Here is a 16,109-nt window from a genome sequence, read left to right on the forward strand (position 1 = left end):
TATAGTCAGATTTATCGAAAATCAGCCTGTACAGATCGCAATGTCCGTCCCACCTCTGTCTTCCCCACATTACCGCCGGATTGCTGAAATGCTGCGCCTGACGCTTGCATCAGGTGCGTTGCGAATCGGTGACCGGATGATCTCCGCGCGTAAACTGGCCGAACGCGAGCAAGTCAGCCTTCCAACGGCACTGGAAGCACTCCGTTGCCTTGAGGCCGAGGGCCTGATAGTTGCGCGTCCGCGTTCGGGCTACTTCGTTTGCCAACTAAACACACCACAGAATATGCAGTTTCCCCATCATTTGCCTGGTCCGGTCCCGGTGACAATGTCAGCCGTAGCCTGTTCACTATTTAGTCGTGCAGAAGCCCGGCTGGTGCCACTTGGGGCAGCACTGCCCGACCCGACGTGGCTGCCAACAGAGACGCTGCAGCGGGCGCTGCAGACGGTAAGCCGTCGCCTTGAAGCACGCGGGCAGAGTTACAGCCTGCCGCCGGGGAGGGCAGACCTGCGCCGAAATATCGCCTTACGCGCTGCACAGTGGGGGGCCCGTTTTGGTGCGGATGATCTGGTCATCACCGCGGGCGCGACGCAGGCGCTGCGTCTGGCGCTCCGGGCGGTATGTCAGCCGGGTGATGTCGTGGCGATTGAGCAGCCCGCCTACTTCGGTACGCTCCTGCTGCTGGAAGATTTAGGCCTGAAGGCATTGCAAATACCTACGGATCCTGCGGAAGGCTTGTTACTGGCACCCCTTGCCGACGCTATTGAGCGCCACCGTCCCGCTGCCGTGCTGGCCTCGCCCACGGTGCAAAACCCGCTCGGGGCCAGTATGCCCGTCACGCGCAAGCAGGAGCTTGTCGCTCTGATTGAACGTGCAGGAATCCCTTTAATTGAGGACGATGTGTACGGCGACCTGGCCGGTGAGGGGCAGCGTCCTCCGGCGTGTAAAGCGTTCGACCAGAGTGGAAGTGTGATTTATTGCAGTTCATTGTCCAAAACCCTTGCCCCTGGATGGCGAATCGGTTGGATTGCGGCAGGACGCTACCACACACAGGTATTACAGGCTCGCATGGCCGGGGATTGGGCAGGCTCACCGCTGCTTGAAGCCGCCGCGAGCGAGATACTGGCAAGTGGAGACTACGAGCGTCATCTGCGGCGGCTGAAGCTCCGTATCTCTGAGGGGGTACACGCGGTCATCGCTCGGGTCGAAGCCAGTTTCCCGCCGGGCACGCGCGTTGCCGTACCCACAGCCGGTTTCTTATTGTGGGTTGAACTTCCGCCTCAGCTGAATGCATGGGCGGTGTATCGTCGCGCGCTGGCGCTGGGCATTGGTGTCAGCCCTGGCCCCCTGTTTTCTCCCGGTGCGGAATTAGAGAATTTTCTGCGGTTAAATTGTGCGAACGAACCCTCACCTGACCTGCTCAATGCCGTGGAGCAGATCGGCGCGCTTTGTCACGAACTGGCCGGCGAGTGCTAAGGACGAATACCTGCCCGGTCCTGAACCTTTATCTGTACCCCGTCTTTGACTGCGCCCGGCCCGTTACTGTATGACCTCTGCGTGGTGCCGCTGTGAAAGCTGAATGCCCGTTGCAGCCCCAACGACCCAGATCCAACCCTTATGCATTAATCATCCATCTATATCCTTTTTTGTTAGTGGCAGCCGCCCGTTCCTATATGCAATTCTCTGACCCACAAAACAAAAATGTTATTTACCTGCAAAATTTAAACTTTAGGGCGCGAGCCCTCTTAAGATGACTTATAAGGAAAAACTATGGCTGCTACATCAGTAATCAAAAATAACTTCAATAAAAGCGTGGTTTCCGCCGGTCTGTTTTTGGCGCTCAGCGCAGTCTCAACGTTTGCAGCCCATGCGGATCAGCTGGCAGATATTAAAAAAGCCGGTGTGGTGAAAGTGGCCACGTTTGATTCCAATCCGCCATTCGGTTCTGTGGATGCGAAAACCCACGATATCGTCGGTTATGACGTTGATTTTGCCAAAGCGCTGGCGAAAACGCTGGGCGTGAAACTGCAACTGGTGCCGACGAATCCGGCGAACCGTATTCCGTTGTTGCAGTCCGGCAAAGCCGATCTGATTGTGGCGGATATCACCATCACGCCGGAACGCGCGAAAGTGGTCGATTTCTCCATTCCTTATTTCGTGACCGGCCAGCAGTTCCTGGTGCCGGCCAATTCACCGGATAAACTCGATGCCTACGCCACGGCGCGTATCGGCGCGGTGAAAGGCACCACCGGCGAGCAGGAATTGCACAACCGCTTCCCGCAGTCGCGCGTGTTGTCTTATGACGATATTCCTCTGGCGCTTTCTGCATTGCGTAACGGCAACGTGCAGGCGATTACGCAGGACAGCACCATTCTGGCCGGTTTGCTGGATGGCGCGCCGGATAAGGCGAAGTACAAAGTCTTGCCTGAATTGCTGAGCAAAGAAGAAATTGGCGTTGGTGTGAAAAAAGGCGAAACCAGCCTGCTGAAAGTGGTGAATGACGAACTGCTGAATCTGGAGAAAAACTGTCAGGCGGTGAGCATTTATAACGTCTGGTTTGGCCCGCAGACAAAATCTCCGCAGCCACGTCTGTTCAAGATTGAAGCCAAATAATTCGCTTTACGCAAGGTCATGCACATGCCACAAGACACCTTACCAACCGCAGCGACGTCTGCGGTTTTTTCACATTCAAACGCCGGTAAAACCACGGCGGTTGAATTTCGTCAGGTCAGTAAATCTTTCGGTCATCACCCCGTGATCCGTAATGTCGAACTGAGCGTTGCCAGCGGCGATGTGGTGGCCGTTTGCGGGCCGTCCGGCTCGGGGAAATCCACGCTTATCCGCCTGATTAACCAGCTGGAAACCGTCACTGATGGCGAAATTCTCATCCACAACCAACCGACGCGCGGCCTGAACGGATCGGCGCTACGCGAGTTACGTACCCACATCGGTTTTGTGTTTCAGCAGTTCAACCTGTACGCCCATCTGACCGCGCAGGACAACGTCAGCCTTGCGCTGATTAAAGTCCACGGCTGGAAGAAAAGTGATGCACGCGGGAAGGCGCTGGCGCTGCTGACCCGCGTCGGTTTGCAGGACAAAGCGCAGCATTATCCCGAGCAACTGTCCGGCGGGCAGCAGCAGCGTGTGGCGATCGCCCGTGCGCTGGTGACCGATCCGGACATCATTTTGTTCGATGAACCGACGTCGGCGCTGGATCCGGAGATGATCGGCGAAGTGTTGCTGGTCATGCAGGAACTGGCGAAAAGCGGCATCACGATGATTGTCGTGACGCATGAAATGAGTTTCGCCCGTGAAATTGCCGACCGGGTGATTTTCATGGACGGCGGTGAGATCCTTGAACAGGCCGAGCCGGAGGATTTCTTCCTGCGGCCGCAGCATCCGCGTGCGCAGCGTTTTCTGCAAAAAGTGTTGTTCCCGCTGCATCCTGAAACAGGAGCGGGGCAATGATCTGGCATCCCGACTGGGCTGGCGTACTCACCGGCCAGCCTTTGCAGTGGATTATTTCCGGCTTTCTCACCACGTTTTACGTCAGTATTGCGGGCAGTGTGCTGGCGACGCTTCTGGTGGTGTTGCTGATCGCGCTGCGCCTGAGTCAATCGCGTCTGGCGCGCGGCTCGGTGGCGGCGTTTGTGTCAGTTTTCCGTAATACGCCGCTGCTGGTTCAGCTGCTTTTCTGGTATTTCGCCGCGTATGGTGCGCTGCCGCAAAGTTGGCGTTTTTACATCGGCGATACCCACGCGTGGGCGGTTTTCCCCGGTAATATTGCGTGGCTCACGCCGGAGTTTTTGTGCGCCGCGTGGGGACTGGGATTATTCACCGCCGCGTTTCTGGTGGAGGAAGTGCAGGCCGGGCTGAATTCGGTGCCGAAAGGCCAGACCGAAGCCGCGATTTCACAAGGCTTCAGCCGCAAAACATTACTGCTTTCGATCCTGTTACCGCAGGCGCTGACCAACGCCTGGCAGCCGATCACCGGACAGTATCTCAACCTGATGAAACTGTCCTCACTGGCGACCGGCATCGGATTTTCCGAGCTGACGTATCAGGTCAGCCAGATTGAAAGTTACAACGCGCACGCCTTTGAAGGTTTTGCCGTCGGCACGTTGCTGTATCTGGCGCTGGGAATGATCCTCGGCGGCCTGATGACGGTTTTTGGCCCGAAACGTCCGCAGCAAAGGCCGCAGGCCGTGCAGAAGGCGGAGGTGAACGATGGAATTTGACTGGTCGGTTTTACACGATAACTTCACCTACATGCTGTGGGGACGGCTGGCCGACGGCGAACCGGGCGGCGTTTTACTCACGCTGATCATGGCCGTTTCTGCTGGCGTGCTGGCATTAGTGCTGGGCGTCACGATGGCGGCGCTAGCGTGGCGTTTCGGGGGCTGGACGCGAAAATTGCTGTTTCTGTGGGCGTCGTTTATTCGCGGCATCCCGCTGATTTTTGTGATTTTCTGGCTGTATTTCCTGTTGCCGGTGGTGTTTGGCGGCTCGATCCCCGGCCCGCTGACGGTGATTATCGCACTCGCCTGGTTTACCTCGGCGGCGGTGATGCACTCCACGCTGGCCGGGCTGGAATCACTGCCGCGCGGGCAAACCGAAGCGGGCATTGCGTCCGGCATGAGTTACAGCCAGGTTTTGCTCAATGTCCTGCTGCCGCAGGCGTGGCCAAACCTGTTGCCGTCGTATCTCGGGCTGCTGATTTCACTGGTCAAAGACACCTCGCTGGCCTTTATCGTCAACGTGCCGGAACTGACCACCGTCGCCGGGCAGGTGAATAACCGGGTGCAAATCTACCCGGCGGAAATCTTCCTGTTTGTCGGCCTGATGTATTACCTGCTGTGCGCGTCGCTGGCGTATTTTGCGGGGAAATCCTTAAAACGCCGCCGTTTGATCAGGGCGTGAGCCCACCACCGGCAGCGCATTAATCAGCTTTTGCGTCCACGGATGGGCAGGGCGGTGGAAGACGTCATCGACCTGTCCGTGCTCGACCACGCTCCCGTCTTTCATCACCATCACCCTGTCTGCCAGATGATGTACCACGCCGAGATCGTGCGAAATAAACAGCAGCGCGGTGCGGTGTTCGGCCTGCATTTCGGCCAGTAAATCCAGCACCTGCGCCTGTACGGAAACGTCCAGCGCGCTCACCGGTTCGTCGGCCACGAGTAACGCAGGATTCGGGGCAAAGGCGCGGGCGATGGCGACACGCTGGCGCTGACCGCCGGAAAGTTCGCGCGGATAACGCCGCAAAAATCTTTCGCCGAGCTGCACTTCATCGAGCAATTGCAGGATGCGGCGGCGTCGTTCATCGCCAAAAACCCCCACGCTGTCGAGGCTTTCCCCGATGATTTTTTCCACGTTATAGCGCGGATCAAAAGAGCTGAGCGGATCTTGTGCGATCAGCTGAATTCCCCGGCGTTGCAGCCTGCGGACAGATTCGGGGATCTGGCTCCAGCGTTGCCCCTGAATAGTAATGGTGCCGGAACCGGGTTCGGTCAGCCCGAGCACCATTCTGGCCAGCGTGGTTTTCCCTGAGCCGGATTCCCCGACAATGCCCAACGTTTCACCCGCCGCCAGCGTCAGGCTGACGTGGTTAACCACGGCTTTATCCGCGTAATATTTGCTCAGATTGCGCACGTCCAGCACCGGTTCGCCGGTGGCGATATTTTTGGCGGGCAGCGGCCTGCCGCTCTGGCCGGAGAGTTTCAGCCCGCGTGTGGCGGGGCCGGGAATGGCGGCGAGAAGCTGGCGCGTATACGGGTGGTCCGGCGTGCTCAGCAGTTTTTCGCCTGTGCCTTCTTCCACCACTTTGCCCTGATGCATCACCAGGATCCGGTCGGCGAGTTGCCCGACCACAGAAAGGTCGTGGCTGATCAGCAGCAGGCTTTCTCCCCGGTCGCGGCGCTGTTGCAGCAGATCCAGAATCTGTTTCTGTACCGTCATATCCAGTGCGGTGGTCGGTTCATCGGCAATCAGTAAACCGGGTTTTCCCGCCAGCGCGGTGGCGATCAGCACCCGCTGACGTAGCCCGCCGGAAAGCTGATGCGGATACGCCGTCAGCCGGTTTTCGGCATCGGGAATGCCAACCGATTTCAGCAGAGAAATGCTTTGCGGATGCAGCTCCTGCGGCTTACCGGTGCGGTTCGCCTGTAATGCATCGCGCAACTGCTGGCTGATGCGGCGCAAAGGATCGAGCGACACCAGCGCGTCCTGCAACACATAGCCAATTTTGCTGCCACGAATTTTGCGCCAGCGGCGCTGACTGGCACCGAGCATATTCTGTCCGTCGATCACAAAACGGTCGGCGGTGATCCGTGCTTTGGCGTCCTGTAACCCCAGCAGACTGCGGGCGGTGACGGTTTTCCCCGAGCCGGACTCGCCGACGAAGGCGATGGATTCCCCGCGTTTGAGTTGCAGATTCAGGCCGCTGACGGCCGGTTTTTCGCCGTCTGCCGAGGGAAAGGAGATCGAAAGATTGCGGATATCAATAAACAGTTCGTCGCTCATGGCTGTTTCCCTTCAAAAGTGGCCTGCCAGTAGCGGCCAAGCGTGTTCACAGAAATCACGGTCAGGGTGATCGCCACGCCCGGCCAGACGCCAATCCACCACGCATTGCGCAGATAATTACGACCTTCGGCCAGCATCAGCCCCCATTCAGCGGTCGGCGGTTGCGGCCCCATGCCGAGAAAACTCAAACCCGCCGTGCCGATAATCGCGGTGCCCAGCCCGAGCGTGGCCAGCGCCGGAACGTGCGCGATGGCGTGCGGAAGCACATGCCGCCAGACCAGAACGTGGCGTTTGAGGCCGAGCGTGCGCGCCTGTTCCACGTAACCTGAGGACATCACCACAAAAGTTTGCGCCCGCACTACGCGGGTGAAACGCGGCACGGAAGCGACGCCGAGCGCGAAGATTAAATTGGTGGTGCCGGGGCCGGTGAACGCAATCAGCATCAGCGCGAGCAGTAAATCCGGGAATGCGGAAACCACGTCCACGGCGCGGCTGATCAGCTCATCAAGCGGGCCTTTGAATAATCCGGCCAGTAAACCGAGCAGGCTGCCGATGCAGACCGCCACGGCCATCGCCGCGAGGCTGATCAGCAGGGAATAACGGCTGCCGTAAATAATGCGCGCCAGCACGTCGCGCCCGAGCTGGTCGGTGCCCAGCCAGTGTTGAGAAGATGGCGGAAGTTGCGCGTTGACCGGATCGGCGTTCAGCGGGTCGAAATGGGTCAGCCACGAGGGGAATATCACCGCCAGAATCACCAGCAGCAAATACACGGACGCGAGAACGTAACCGGTGGAAAACCGGCGCTTCATGCCGCCTGAGGTCAGTATCTGGCTCATGCGTTTTCCCCGTCGTCCTGGCCGTTATCCCGCAAGCGCGGGTCGATAAACAGATACAAAATATCCACCAGCGTACTCAGCACGACGTACACCAGCGCGGAGAAAATCGCCACCGCCAGCACCACCGGCAGGTCTTTACCCAAAACAGCATCGACGGTGATTTTGCCCAAACCGGGGCGGCCAAACACCTGTTCGGTGATCACCGCGCCACTGAGCAAACCGCCACTCAGCCAGCCGGTCAGCGTGACGGCGGGCAGGGCGGCGTGGCGCAGCGCATGGCGTAAACGGATAATGCGGTTGCCCAGCCCCCACGCGCGCAACGTCAGCACAAAGGGTTCGTCGAGCGCGTCTTCCAGCCCGCGCCGCAATACCTGAGAAACCACTGCACCCTGCGCTAAACCGAGGGACAACGCCGGTAACACCAGCGAAGAAAAACTGCGGTCGCCCGCCACCGGAAACCAGCGCAGCGTAAAGCTGAAGATAAACAGCAGCACGATGCCGAGCCAGAAAGAGGGCGTCGAGGCCAGAATCAGCTCGATGCCGCCCGCAATGCGTTGCCCCAGGCGGCGGTGCGCGGTCGCCACGGCCATCACCACGGCAAACACCAGGCTGACGACCAGCGCCAGACCGGTGAGTTTGAGCGTCGGCCACAGCTGCGATAGCACCAGCGAACTGACGTCGGTATTGAGCATATAAGAACGGCCAAAATCACCGTGCAAAACGCGCCAGAGATAGTACAGATATTGCAGGTACAGGGGCTGATCCAGCCCCCATTCCGCGCGGATCGCCGCTTCAATCGCCGGTGTTTGTACCTGTTCGCCCATCAGCAAACTGACGATATCGCCCGGCGCGAGATACACGCTGATAAAAGACAGCGTGACTGCGGCCCACAGCACCAGCCCGCCGCTCAGCAACCGCCGCACCACGCGCCCGCGCCATAACGGCGCTGACTTAGGCCGCTGCGGGGGAATAAAGGCACTTTCAACCGACATAATAAAGCTCCTTACTGCTGATTAATGCTTGCTCAGCCAGACGTCGTAGGCATTTTCCGGCATCTGCTTGAACGGACGGAAGCTGACACCGTGAACGTAGGACGCCGCCGCAATCTGGTCTTCCGGCTCATAAAGCGGGATTGCCAGCGCCTGATGCAACACGGCAAAGTTCTGCAACTGGCCGTAGAATTTTTTGCGCTCAGCGGTATCCAGCGTTTGCGACGCGCCTTTCAGCAGCGGGATGATTTCCGGCGCATCGGTGCGGCTGTAATTGATCGAGCCACCGGCGTTGATTGGCAGGTAATGGTTTTCAATATCGATGCCGTCGGTATCGGTGTTGGAGTTGGCAATCGAGCCAAACTGACCGGTTTTTCTGACTTCGGTATAGGTTCCGGAATCGACGTAACGGATTTTCAGATCCACGCCCAGCCGCTGCCGTGCCTGCGCCTGCAAGGCCTGCAACAAGACGTCACGTTGGTCGCGCACGGTGGCCTGCGCCTGAATGATTTCGATGCTCAGCGGCTGGCCGTCTTTGGTGCGGATGCCGTCAGCGCCTTTGGTTTTCCAGCCTGCTTCGTCCAGAAGCTGGTTCGCCAGCGCCGGATTATTACCGTATTTGCCGGTCAGACTGGCGTCATACAGCGGGTCAACCGGCGACGTGATACCCCAGACGCGGGTGCGTTCACCGCGATAAATCGATTGCAGAATCGGAGAAATATCCAGCCCCTGTAAAATCGCCTGCCGTACTTTCACGTCCTGCGTCGGGCCATATTTCACATTCAGGAACAGCGAATACGGCGTGCCGGTGTTCAGCGCGTGCTGATAGCTGAAATCCGCGTTGTCCTTGAATTCGCCCGCATCGTTGCCGGACACGCCTTCAATCACATCCACCTGACCGGAAAGCAACGCGCCGGTGCGCACGGAAGATTCCGGCAGGAAGCGGTAGGTCACGCTCTCGAGATACGCCGGGCCCTGATGTTTTGCATTCGCCGACGCCCAGTGGTAATCCGGGTTGCGCACGTATTCAATCTGCTGGCCTTTCTCATAACGCTTGAGAATGAAAGGGCCGGTTCCCGCGATATCCGTGCCACCCGCTTTCAGTTGCGGCGATGTCCACGACGACGGCGAAATCAGTTTCAGGCCGGAAGCAAACGAGAGGAACGGGCTGTAAACCTGCTTCAGCGTGATGCTGATGGTGTGTTCGTCCGGCGTGGCGAGGGTATCGATTCGCCCGGCCAGCGCACAAATACTGGATCCCGCGCAATATGCCGGATCCTGTGCATGACGGAAGTTTTCTGCCACGGCGGCGGACGTCAGTTTTTCCCCGTTCGAAAACTTCACGTCATCGCGCAGGGTAAAGGTGTAGGTTTTGCCGTCATCGGAAACGTGATAACCGGTTGCCAGCCACGGGATATACGCGCCGTCCGGCGTGCGCGCCAGCAGCGATTCATAGGCAACGCGCAGGATCAGCTCGGCTTTGGATTGCCCGTTTAACTGCGGATTCAGCGTATTGGGTTCGGTTTCGACGCCCCACGTCAGGCTTCCGCCTTGCTGAGGTTGTTCAGCGGCATACAGCGACTGCCCGGAAGACAGCACCAGCAGTGTCAAAGCAGAAAGAGAACGCACACCAGCAAAAGATTTCATACATTTCCCGTCAGGTTATTAATCATCAATGATTCGAAAAGACGCATAAACAATATGGATGCCGCGTTATTTTTCAGCGGCTGAAAGGAATTATTAAGGGCAGGTTGCTAAGTTGTAAAATCACAATATTTGCTTATCAGCGAAAATAAATGACTTAGCGGAAAATTATTTTTTTGAATAATCAGGAATATCCTGCTTATCCATATTCAGGGTAATAAAATGCTTTTTTCTTCGTGGCTTAATCACCTCTGTTCTCTATTTTTAACGCAGGTTTATCTTTCCCGTTAAAGGAGAACAGTTTGACTAGTCCATCCCGCAGACGTTTAAAAACCCTGGCCGGGGCAGGGAGTGCGATTTATGCCTCCGGTGACACGCGCCCGGATACCGGAATTTCCCGCGCTGTTGCGCTGGCCAAAAAAGCGGAAAAAGAGAAATTCACCGCGCTTTTCACCGCCGATTTATTGCAGGCAGATCCCGACGGGCTGTCCGGTTCAACCGGCAGCCAGGATCCGATTGTCACACTCGCCGCGCTCAGCCAGGTGACGTCACACATCGGGCTGATCGCCACCGTTTCAACCACGTATCAGCATCCGTACAATCTGGCGCGCCTGATTGGCACGCTGGACCACGTCAGCGGTGGCCGCGCGGGCTGGAACGCCGTGACCTCCTCGGTGGGTGAGGAAAACTTCGGTGACATCCAGCTTCCCGCGCCGGAAGTGCGCTACGCCCGTGCGACGGAATTTATTCAGGTCATCAATGCCTTATTCGATGCTAATCAGCCGGACGCGGTGACGCGCAGTAAAAATGGATCGGTGAGCATTGACCCGCGCAAGCTGCATCCGATCAACCATCACGGGGATTTCTTCCGCGTGCAGGGCCCGCTGAACGTACCGCCGCCGCCACAGCGCAGGCCGGTACAATTTCAGGCCGGGCAATCCGAAGAAGGCCTGAAACTCGGTGCGAAATACGCCGAAGTGATCTACACCTCGCAGCCGACGCTGGAAGATGCCAAAGCCTTTGTTGAGCGCGTGCATCACCACGCCGATGCGTCTGGCCGCCGCGAAAACCGGCCACTGATCATGAACTCGTTCCATTCGATCATCGGCGAAAGCCCGTCAGACGTGGCGCGTCGCCTGTTCGAAAAGCACGAGCGGATTGATTATCAGCAGGGGCGGCTCAGGGTCGCGGACATGCTGGGCGGCGAAATAGACCTGCGCGATTCCCCGCTGGATCAGCCGATCCCGCTGCGGTTACTGCCGGACGTCGAGCAGGTCAACCGCCGTCGCGGGCGTGCGGAAATCTTCAAACGATTCGCCCTGCAGGGGCTGACGCTGCGTGAACTGATCATCCAGGCACAGGAAACCGGCCACTGGTTTGTCGCCGGAACGCCGGAATCGCTGGCGGACGCCATAGAAGAGCGCTACCGCGCGGGTGTGCTGGATGTGATCTCATTACATGGATTGGGGCAGGCGGATCAGGAGGATTTACTTTTGAACGGGTTATTACCGGAGTTGCGGAAACGGGAGTTAATCGACCGCGATTACAGCGGGGGGGGATTTTCGGGCAAATCTTGGTTTGCCCGGGCCGCTTTAAAATCGGTTTTTCACTTGCCGTGAGGGCTGACAACTGATCGTTGATCGAGAAAATTTCGGTTTTTCAATAACTGTGATTACTTAACTCACTGCGCCGAAACCGACAAAAGAGGGGCAGGACGGCCCCTCTTTTGAATCTCCACGTCTTTTTTACTGCGCGCTCCGCTCGCTGGCTATGTTTCAGCAACTCCGGCGAGTGCCGCAAACGCCGCCGCTGCGCGGTTCTCTCGCCCGGGTTCGAACCTGCTCGAAAAAACACTCTCGCTGTTTCTCACTCCTCACTCGACGTCGTTTTGAAAGCGGCCACAAACTTTCTAGTTCGCAACCTCACTGCTGATTGTTATTTATAAAATGAACAGACGTTTCCACCAGAAATTAAGTAAGAAAAGAGAATGCCGTTAAATTTAATTATGCTTCTGGCCGCTTTCAGGAAGCTTGCTGAATTACATAGCCCATGGCCGCTTTCAGAAAGCTTGCCGAACGAAGTGTTTCGAGACCTGTGGCTCGAAACCGAGAAAGGGAACCGCGCAGCGGCAAGTTTTCGCGGCAATAGCTTCGGCACCTGAAACATAGCCAGCGAGCGATAGCGCTTGTTGAAAATGCGGGGAGAGATCCAAGAGAGGGAAAGCACTTCCCTCTCTTGGTCGGTTTCGACGCGAGCCGCTGAGCGATCACTGCAAGTGAAAAACCGAAATCTTCTCGATCTAGAACCAGCCCTCACGGCAAGTGAAAAACCGAAACTTTCTCGATCAGCAGTTCGCTGCAAGCGATAAACCGAAACTTTCTCGGTCAGCTGTCAGCCCTCACGGCAAGTGAAAAACCGCCTTTTGCTGCGGTCTCAGCAAAGATTTAAACCGTCAGTGCATCGGAATGCACAACGTCAACGAACTGATTCTCCGGCTCCCGTAACCCCAGATTCCCGCGAAGCGTCCCTTCTTCGTACTCGGTACGATACAACCCTCGTGCCTGCAAAATTGGGATGACAGAGTCAATGAAGTCATCAAACGCCGTCGGCGTGCCACCCCGAACGATAAAACCGTCCGTTGCCCCCGACGTAAACCAGTGCTCCAGCCCGTCGGCGACCTGTCCGGCGGTGCCGGAGAATGTCGGACGTGGCGTCGCCGCTTCCAGCGCGGCTTGCCGTAATGTCAGCCCGCGCTCTTTGGCATTACGTTTGATTTCATCAGTGGTGCTGCGGAAGCTGTTCTGGCCTAAATCGCCGATGTCCGGGAACGGCGCATCCGGGTCGTATTGCGCGAAATCATGATGCTCAAAGTAACGGCCCAGATAATCCAGCGCGCTTTCCAGCGTCACCAGTTGCGCCGTTTCCTGATATTGACGCTCAGCATCCGTGACGGTGTCACCGATAATCACGCTAATGCCCTGGAAGACGCGGATGTCGTCGGCGTCGCGGCCATTTTCGACCAACTGACGGCGGACGTCTTCGCGGAATTCGCGTGCCAGCTCCGGCGTTTCCTGACGGGTGTAAATCGCGTCGGCAGCTTCAGCGGCAAAGGCTTTTCCCTGTCCGGAAGCACCGGCCTGGAACACGACCGGACGCCCTTGCGGAGAACGGCCGACGTTCAGCGGGCCCTGTACCGAGAAATATTTGCCGTGATGATTGAGCGTGTGCAGCTTATCCGGCGTAAAGAACTGGCCGGTGGCTTTGTTACGCACAAAAGCATCTTCTTCCCAGGAATCCCATAACCCTTTGACCACGCTGACGTATTCGCTGGCAATGCGGTAACGTTCGTCGTGTTCCGGATGTTTGTCGCGTGAGAAGTTTTTGGCGGAACCCTCCAGCGGAGAGGTCACGACGTTCCAGCCTGCGCGGCCGCCGCTGAGATGATCGAGGCTGGCGAACTGCCGTGCGACAGTGAACGGCTCGCTGTACGAGGTGGAAAGCGTGGCGACCAGCCCGATTTTGTGGGTCACCAGCGACAGCGCGGAAAGCAGCGTAATTGGTTCAAAACGGTTAAGAAAATGCGGGATAGATTTCTCAGTAATAAACAGACCGTCGGCCACAAACAAGAAATCAAATTTAGCCTGTTCGGCTTTTTGCGCTAATTGCTGGCAGAACTGAATATTAATACTGGCGTCCGCAATCGCATCCGGATGTCGCCATGCGGACATATTTCCCGACGCGCCCTGAATAATAGCGCCAAGACGTATCTTTTGTTTTTGAGTCATTTTCTTTCCCTTTAATGGACGGCTCTCAGAAATAGATCATTCACAAATTAAACAGCGTTGTGCCGCGATTAAACCAGCGTGCGTAACTCCGCGATGGAACGCACCAGCGGCACCTGTTCCTGGGCGTCGAAAGCCTGCTGAATCAGCACTTTTCGCAGATAAACCAGCTCGACGCCCAGCGGATTAGTCGCGGTATGAAACGGCTCGTAACCCCGGCGCTGATACAAATCCGTCAGCCACGGGTGTTTGATGGCTGTCGCCAGATAAACGGCGGGGGATTTCAGCGTGTCGCGCAAAAACGTCTCTTCTACATAACGGATAATCTCTCTGCCAAAACCTTGCCCTTTGGCGTGTTCCGATACGGCGAACCAGTGAACGAAAGGCCAGGGCGCGAGATGATTTTTCGCCGGTGTCCACAGAAAACGGGTGGTCAGCGTGGCCGTCAGCTCGCCGTCTTTTTCCAGCACGTAAGTGGTTTCATTGCGGATCACATCCCGCACATCCTCCACGCTCGCGCGCGTGATGGTGAAATGGATGCCGTGCTCCTGCAGCGGTTCATAGGCTTTCTGCAGCAGCGAATGCAGCGCCGTGGCTTCGGATTCCCGGGCAAGGCGGATCAGATGGCTCATGTTCGGTTCCTTATGCCAGCGCCACGCTGGACGCGGCTAACAGTTCGAGAGAACGCAGGCGCGCCTGTGGCTGTGCGACCGGTGTGTCGATGATGAATTCTTCCACGCCGTAGCGGGCCTGCAACGCTTCCAGCTGGCGGTGAACGTCCTCGCCGGTGCCGTGCAGCACGTCCGACTGACGTTCTTCAATTTCATGCGACGCCGCACCGGATTGCCGGATATAGGTTTCTGCCTGCTCGAGGCTGCCGACGTTGACGCTCTGGCCGTCGCTGCCGGTCACGCGATAACGCTGGGTTTTATCCACCAGCCGCGCGGCCTGCGCGGCGGTGTCGGCGACGATCACCGGCACGGCCAGCAGCGCGCGACGGCCACGGCTTTCGTAGGAATAGGCGGAAAGGGCGTTAGAAATATCACGTTCGTCAGCATTAAGGTGCGCGGCAAAAACAAATTCCCAGCCAAGACTGGCCGCCAGCCGGGCGCTTTGTTCGCTTGCGCCGAGCAGAAAACGCGATGCCGACTGAGGCGGTTGCGGTGTGGCAGAAAGGGAATCCACGCCGCGCCCGCGAACCGGCACAGAAAGCCAGTCGTCGAGCTGTCGCAGCTGATCGGCGAATTCGCCTTTGCGTGCCGGGTCGGCGGCGTATTGCAGCGCGTGGGTTGAAAGCGGCAATCCGCCCGGTGCTTTGCCGATACCCATATCGACACGACCCGGCGCGAGTGACGCCAGCTGATTAAAATTCTCCGCGACTTTGTACGGGCTGTAATGTTGCAACATCACGCCCCCCGAGCCGACCCGCAGCTTGTGTGTATGTGCGAGGATCCAGGCGATGACAATTTCCGGCGAAGAGATCGCAAGTTTGTCGGTGTTGTGATGTTCCGCCAGCCAGAACCGGTGATAGCCCCAGCGTTCAGCCAGTTTCGCCAGTTCCAGCGTCCGGCGCAGCGCCCCGGCGGCATCCTCATGTTCATCCAGCGGACTTTTTTCCAGCAAACTTATGCGGTATCCCATCGTTTTCCCTTGTCATCGCAACACATCATTAACAACGATTATTAAAGTCAGGGGGGACGGATGTAAAAGAACAATAGTCGCTATGGAGTTGCGGAAATCGGGAAACCTATGGGGTGGCCGCCCGTACGGGGTTTACATCAAGTTCAAGGTCAAGGTCGTGGGCGTCGGCCCACACCGACTTGGGGGGCGGCATATCGCCGCCACCCCCAAGACCCCCCAGGCTCTTAACTGCGCGCTATCGCTGGCTGGCACTGTTTCAGCAACGCCGGCGAGTGCCGCAAACGCCGCCGCTGCGCGGTACTCTCATTTCGGGTTCGAACCTGCTCGAAAAAATACTCTCGCTGTTTCTCACCACTCACTCAACGTCGTTTTGAAAGCGGCCAGAGGCTTTTTAGTTCGCAACCTTGCCGCTGACTGTTATTTAAATAATGCCGTTGAATTCAGATAAGCCTCGAGCCGCTCTCAGAAAGCTTGCTGAATGACATAGCCCGTGGCCGCTTTCAGAAAGCTTGCCGAGCGAAGCGTTTCGAGACCAATGGCTCGAAACCGAGTAAGGGAACCGCGCAGCGGCAAGTTTTCGCGGCAATAAAGGTGGTACCTGAAACAGTGCCAGCCAGCGATAGCGCGCAGTTAAAAAGCGCGGGTGTCCAGAGGGCGCGCGCGTTAACGCGCCCTCTGGGCCAGTTTGGGCGGCGAG

The 16,109-nt window shown here is 57.6% G+C and carries 14 protein-coding genes; 7 read left to right on the forward strand and 7 right to left on the reverse strand.

Annotation, left to right across the window (positions count from 1 at the left end; genetic code table 11):
• Positions 1-40: 40 nt before the first annotated feature.
• The 5 genes from ACM5QY_RS15050 (at position 41) to ACM5QY_RS15070 (ending at position 4,918) form a co-directional block, all read left to right on the forward strand.
• Complete coding sequence (locus ACM5QY_RS15050; RefSeq protein WP_416121558.1) at positions 41-1,474, forward strand: aminotransferase-like domain-containing protein; 1,434 nt, start codon at positions 41-43, stop codon at positions 1,472-1,474.
• Between the two features lie 294 nt (positions 1,475-1,768).
• Positions 1,769-2,611 (forward strand): ABC transporter substrate-binding protein, encoded by an 843-nt coding sequence (locus ACM5QY_RS15055; RefSeq protein ID WP_416121559.1) that lies wholly within the window; start codon positions 1,769-1,771, stop codon positions 2,609-2,611.
• Positions 2,612-2,635: 24 nt separating this feature from the next.
• On the forward strand, positions 2,636-3,466 hold the full coding sequence (locus tag ACM5QY_RS15060; protein ID WP_416121560.1) for an amino acid ABC transporter ATP-binding protein: 831 nt from the start codon (positions 2,636-2,638) through the stop codon (positions 3,464-3,466).
• Positions 3,463-4,236: an amino acid ABC transporter permease gene (locus ACM5QY_RS15065; protein WP_416121561.1), complete on the forward strand. Its 774-nt coding sequence runs from the start codon at positions 3,463-3,465 to the stop codon at positions 4,234-4,236. Before ACM5QY_RS15060 ends, ACM5QY_RS15065 begins: the two co-directional genes overlap by 4 nt.
• The gene (locus ACM5QY_RS15070) at positions 4,226-4,918 is read left to right on the forward strand and encodes an amino acid ABC transporter permease (RefSeq protein WP_416121562.1); all 693 of its coding nucleotides are present in this window, start codon (positions 4,226-4,228) and stop codon (positions 4,916-4,918) included. Before ACM5QY_RS15065 ends, ACM5QY_RS15070 begins: the two co-directional genes overlap by 11 nt.
• Here ACM5QY_RS15070 and ACM5QY_RS15075 read toward each other — a convergent pair.
• The 4 genes from ACM5QY_RS15075 to ACM5QY_RS15090 are packed head-to-tail and all read right to left on the reverse strand — an operon-like array spanning position 4,889 to position 9,992.
• Positions 4,889-6,520 carry a dipeptide ABC transporter ATP-binding protein gene (locus ACM5QY_RS15075; RefSeq protein WP_416121563.1) on the reverse strand — a complete coding sequence of 544 codons (1,632 nt, stop codon included), beginning with the start codon at positions 6,518-6,520 and terminating at the stop codon, positions 4,889-4,891. The genes ACM5QY_RS15070 and ACM5QY_RS15075 overlap by 30 nt on opposite strands.
• Positions 6,517-7,329: an ABC transporter permease gene (locus tag ACM5QY_RS15080; RefSeq protein ID WP_416122897.1), complete on the reverse strand. Its 813-nt coding sequence runs from the start codon at positions 7,327-7,329 to the stop codon at positions 6,517-6,519. The genes ACM5QY_RS15075 and ACM5QY_RS15080 overlap by 4 nt, the downstream gene beginning before the upstream one ends.
• A 23-nt stretch (positions 7,330-7,352) precedes the next feature.
• The gene (locus tag ACM5QY_RS15085) at positions 7,353-8,348 is read right to left on the reverse strand and encodes an ABC transporter permease (protein WP_416121564.1); all 996 of its coding nucleotides are present in this window, start codon (positions 8,346-8,348) and stop codon (positions 7,353-7,355) included.
• Positions 8,349-8,369: 21 nt separating this feature from the next.
• Positions 8,370-9,992 carry an ABC transporter substrate-binding protein gene (locus ACM5QY_RS15090; RefSeq protein WP_416121565.1) on the reverse strand — a complete coding sequence of 541 codons (1,623 nt, stop codon included), beginning with the start codon at positions 9,990-9,992 and terminating at the stop codon, positions 8,370-8,372.
• A 299-nt stretch (positions 9,993-10,291) separates the two neighbouring features.
• On the opposite strand from ACM5QY_RS15090, the gene ACM5QY_RS15095 reads away from it, so the two are divergent.
• Both ACM5QY_RS15095 and ACM5QY_RS15100 read left to right on the forward strand, forming a co-directional pair.
• Positions 10,292-11,608 (forward strand): NtaA/DmoA family FMN-dependent monooxygenase, encoded by a 1,317-nt coding sequence (locus ACM5QY_RS15095; RefSeq protein ID WP_416121566.1) that lies wholly within the window; start codon positions 10,292-10,294, stop codon positions 11,606-11,608.
• A 368-nt stretch (positions 11,609-11,976) separates the two neighbouring features.
• A complete protein-coding gene (locus tag ACM5QY_RS15100; protein WP_416121567.1) occupies positions 11,977-12,150 on the forward strand; it encodes a hypothetical protein in 174 nt (57 codons plus the stop codon).
• 283 nt (positions 12,151-12,433) lie between these two features.
• Here the strand turns inward: ACM5QY_RS15100 and ACM5QY_RS15105 are convergent, their stop codons facing one another.
• From ACM5QY_RS15105 to ACM5QY_RS15115, 3 genes are all read right to left on the reverse strand, one after another.
• Positions 12,434-13,774 (reverse strand): LLM class flavin-dependent oxidoreductase, encoded by a 1,341-nt coding sequence (locus ACM5QY_RS15105; protein WP_416121568.1) that lies wholly within the window; start codon positions 13,772-13,774, stop codon positions 12,434-12,436.
• Between the two features lie 68 nt (positions 13,775-13,842).
• Positions 13,843-14,403 carry a GNAT family N-acetyltransferase gene (locus ACM5QY_RS15110; RefSeq protein WP_416121569.1) on the reverse strand — a complete coding sequence of 187 codons (561 nt, stop codon included), beginning with the start codon at positions 14,401-14,403 and terminating at the stop codon, positions 13,843-13,845.
• Between the two features lie 10 nt (positions 14,404-14,413).
• Positions 14,414-15,412 carry an MsnO8 family LLM class oxidoreductase gene (locus ACM5QY_RS15115; RefSeq protein ID WP_416121570.1) on the reverse strand — a complete coding sequence of 333 codons (999 nt, stop codon included), beginning with the start codon at positions 15,410-15,412 and terminating at the stop codon, positions 14,414-14,416.
• Positions 15,413-16,109 lie beyond the last annotated feature (697 nt).

Source organism: Rahnella sp. PCH160 (assembly GCF_047784855.1).
Classification (GTDB): domain Bacteria; phylum Pseudomonadota; class Gammaproteobacteria; order Enterobacterales; family Enterobacteriaceae; genus Rahnella.